This window comes from Acinetobacter rathckeae (genome assembly GCF_015627125.1).
Taxonomy (GTDB): domain Bacteria; phylum Pseudomonadota; class Gammaproteobacteria; order Pseudomonadales; family Moraxellaceae; genus Acinetobacter; species Acinetobacter rathckeae.
In genome coordinates, this window is the sequence record NZ_VTDO01000016.1 from 1 (window position 1) to 4,408 (window position 4,408).

At 49.3% G+C, this 4,408-nt stretch carries 2 tRNA genes and 2 rRNA genes; all 4 read right to left on the minus strand.

Going from position 1 to position 4,408, the window contains the following annotated elements:
- Nucleotides 1-2,713 (minus strand): 23S ribosomal RNA (locus I2F31_RS13160); the annotation flags it as partial.
- A gap of 347 nt (nucleotides 2,714-3,060) precedes the next feature.
- Nucleotides 3,061-3,136: transfer RNA gene (locus I2F31_RS13165), tRNA-Ala, on the minus strand.
- A gap of 54 nt (nucleotides 3,137-3,190) precedes the next feature.
- A tRNA-Ile gene (locus tag I2F31_RS13170) sits at nucleotides 3,191-3,267 on the minus strand.
- A 59-nt stretch (nucleotides 3,268-3,326) separates the two neighbouring features.
- Nucleotides 3,327-4,408 (minus strand): 16S ribosomal RNA (locus I2F31_RS13175); the annotation flags it as partial.

The window sequence follows — 4,408 nt, forward strand, 5'->3', positions numbered from 1 at the left end:
CATAGCTACCCGGCGATGCGACTGGCGTCACAACCGGTACACCAGAGGTTCGTCCACTCTGGTCCTCTCGTACTAGGAGCAGATCCTCTCAAATTTCCAACGCCCATGGTAGATAGGGACCGAACTGTCTCACGACGTTCTAAACCCAGCTCGCGTACCTCTTTAAATGGCGAACAGCCATACCCTTGGGACCTGCTTCAGCCCCAGGATGAGATGAGCCGACATCGAGGTGCCAAACACCGCCGTCGATATGAACTCTTGGGCGGTATCAGCCTGTTATCCCCAGAGTACCTTTTATCCGTTGAGCGATGGCCCTTCCATACAGAACCACCGGATCACTAAGACCTACTTTCGTACCTGCTCGACTTGTTGGTCTCGCAGTTAAGCGCGCTTTTGCCTTTATACTCTACGCGTGATTTCCGACCACGCTGAGCGCACCTTCGTACTCCTCCGTTACTCTTTAGGAGGAGACCGCCCCAGTCAAACTACCCACCAGACATGGTCCTCGATCCAGATTATGGATCAGAGTTAGAACCTCAATATTACCAGGGTGGTATTTCAAGGATGGCTCCATGGTAACTGGCGTCACCACTTCAAAGCCTCCCACCTATCCTACACAAGTAAGATCAAAGTTCAATGTCAAGCTGCAGTAAAGGTTCACGGGGTCTTTCCGTCTAGCCACGGGTACACGGCATCTTCACCGCGATTTCGATTTCACTGAGCCTCTGCTGGAGACAGCGCCGCCATCATTATGCCATTCGTGCAGGTCGGAACTTACCCGACAAGGAATTTCGCTACCTTAGGACCGTTATAGTTACGGCCGCCGTTTACTGGGGCTTCGATCAAGAGCTTCGCTTACGCTAACCCCATCAATTAACCTTCCAGCACCGGGCAGGCATCACACCCTATACGTCCACTTTCGTGTTTGCAGAGTGCTATGTTTTTAATAAACAGTTGCAGCGGCCTGGTTTCTGAGGCTGCCTGTAGCTCAAGGAGCAAGTCCCATCACCACGAGCAGCGTACCTTCTCCCGAAGTTACGGTACCATTTTGCCTAGTTCCTTCAGCAGAGTTCTCTCAAGCGCCTTGGTCTACTCGACCTGACCACCTGTGTCGGTTTAGGGTACGATTCCTGTGTAACTGAAGCTTAGAGACTTTTCTTGGAAGTATGGTATCAGCCACTTCGCAGGTAAACCTGCTTGCTATCGACTCTCAGCATAGAGCACCCCGGATTTGCCTAAGATGCATGCCTACTGTCTTCCACCTGGACAACCAACGCCAGGCTGACTTAACCTTCTCCGTCCTCTCATCGCATTACACAGAAGTAATGGAATATTAACCATTTTCCCATCGATTACGCCTTTCGGCCTCACCTTAGGGGTCGACTCACCCAGCCCCGATTAACGTTGGACTGGAACCCTTGGTCTTTCGGCGAACGGGTTTTTCACCCGTTTTGTCGTTACTCACGTCAGCATTCGCACTTCTGATACCTCCAGCATGCTTCTCAACACACCTTCATCGGCTTACAGAACGCTCCCCTACCACTTGACTATTGTCAAATCCGCAGCTTCGGCACATAGTTTTAGCCCCGTTACATCTTCCGCGCAGGCCGACTCGACTAGTGAGCTATTACGCTTTCTTTAAAGGGTGGCTGCTTCTAAGCCAACCTCCTAGCTGTCTATGCCTTCCCACATCGTTTCCCACTTAACTATGATTTTGGGGCCTTAGCTGGCGGTCTGGATTGTTTTCCTCTTGACTACGGACGTTAGCACCCGCAGTCTGTCTCCCGGATAGTACTCATAGGTATTCGGAGTTTGCATCGGTTTGGTAAGTCGGGATGACCCCCTAGCCGAAACAGTGCTCTACCCCCTATGGTATTCGTCCGAGGCGCTACCTAAATAGCTTTCGGGGAGAACCAGCTATCACCAGGCTTGATTAGCCTTTCACCCCTATCCACAAGTCATCCCCTGGCTTTTCAACGACAGTGGGTTCGGTCCTCCAGTTAGTGTTACCCAACCTTCAACCTGCTCATGGATAGATCGCCTGGTTTCGGGTCTATACCCAGCAACTAAACGCCCTATTAAGACTCGATTTCTCTACGGCTCCCCTATACGGTTAACCTTGCTACTGAATATAAGTCGCTGACCCATTATACAAAAGGTACGCAGTCACATAATAAATATGCTCCCACTGCTTGTATGCATGCGGTTTCAGGATCTATTTCACTCCCCTCACAGGGGTTCTTTTCGCCTTTCCCTCACGGTACTGGTTCACTATCGGTCAGTCAGGAGTATTTAGCCTTGGAGGATGGTCCCCCCATATTCAGACAAGGTTTCACGTGCCTCGCCCTACTCGTTATCATGATATGTGCCTTTTCGTGTACGGGACTATCACCCTCTACGGTTGCACTTCCCAGAGCATTCCGCTAAAACACATATCACTTCATGGGCTGATCCCCGTTCGCTCGCCGCTACTAAGGGAATCTCAATTGATTTCTTTTCCTAAGGGTACTGAGATGTTTCACTTCCCCTCGTTCGCCTCATAAACCTATGTATTCAGTTTATGATACCTACCTTATGGTAAGTGGGTTCCCCCATTCAGACATCTCCGGATCACAGGATATTTGCCGCCTCCCCGAAGCTTTTCGCAGGCTATCACGTCTTTCATCGCCTCTGACTGCCAAGGCATCCACCACATGCACTTAATTACTTGACTATACAACCCCAAACAGTCGCTTACGCGATGTCTAAAGTGTACAGCTTCAATCTCATACCAAAACGCTTGATTCAGTTAATTTCGCTAGTTCTCAGTTCATATAAATTAAACATTTGCATGTCATCTTTATATAAATGAGTTGAACAATTATTTTCAGACTCAATCTGATTCAATCTGTTAATGATTTCCTAATGCCTCGTCAGCAATTAGGTCACTGTGTAATCACAGAAGTTAATAAGCCAAACTTACTAAGTTCTGTAATCTCTGATTTTAAGTGCTTATCTACGCGAAGCATAGCTTCTTGTTTAAATCTTAAGGAAAAACGTTGTTTTTCTCATCTTAAGATTTGGTGGAGACTAGGAGAGTCGAACTCCTGACCTCCTGCGTGCAAAGCAGGCGCTCTACCAACTAAGCTAAGTCCCCAGCTTATATCATTTGAATTGTGTATATCTCTGATTGCCTTTTCTCTATGGTCAATGGTGGGTCTGACAAGACTTGAACTTGTGACCCCACGCTTATCAAGCGTGTGCTCTAACCAACTGAGCTACAGACCCTCAGATCATATACCGAAGAACAACTTGTTGTGGATTCTTACTAAGCCATCACCTTTCGTTAAGGAGGTGATCCAGCCGCAGGTTCCCCTACGGCTACCTTGTTACGACTTCACCCCAGTCATTGGCCACACCGTGGTAAACGTCCTCCCGAGGGTTAGACTATCTACTTCTGGTGCAACAAACTCCCATGGTGTGACGGGCGGTGTGTACAAGGCCCGGGAACGTATTCACCGCGGCATTCTGATCCGCGATTACTAGCGATTCCGACTTCATGGAGTCGAGTTGCAGACTCCAATCCGGACTACGATCGGCTTTTTGAGATTAGCATCACATCGCTGTGTAGCAACCCTCTGTACCGACCATTGTAGCACGTGTGTAGCCCTGGCCGTAAGGGCCATGATGACTTGACGTCGTCCCCGCCTTCCTCCAGTTTGTCACTGGCAGTATCCTTAAAGTTCCCACCCGAAGTGCTGGCAAATAAGGAAAAGGGTTGCGCTCGTTGCGGGACTTAACCCAACATCTCACGACACGAGCTGACGACAGCCATGCAGCACCTGTATGTAGATTCCCGAAGGCACCAATCTATCTCTAGAAAGTTTCTACTATGTCAAGGCCAGGTAAGGTTCTTCGCGTTGCATCGAATTAAACCACATGCTCCACCGCTTGTGCGGGCCCCCGTCAATTCATTTGAGTTTTAGTCTTGCGACCGTACTCCCCAGGCGGTCTACTTATCGCGTTAGCTGCGCCACTAAGTCCTCAAAGGACCCAACGGCTAGTAGACATCGTTTACGGCATGGACTACCAGGGTATCTAATCCTGTTTGCTCCCCATGCTTTCGCACCTCAGTGTCAGTATTAGGCCAGAAGGCTGCCTTCGCCATCGGTATTCCTCCAGATCTCTACGCATTTCACCGCTACACCTGGAATTCTACCTTCCTCTCCTATACTCTAGCCAACCAGTATCGAATGCAATTCCCAAGTTAAGCTCGGGGATTTCACATTTGACTTAATTGGCCACCTACGCGCGCTTTACGCCCAGTAATTCCGATTAACGCTTGCACCCTCTGTATTACCGCGGCTGCTGGCACAGAGTTAGCCGGTGCTTATTCTGCGAGTAACGTCCACTTATCCTAGGTATTAAC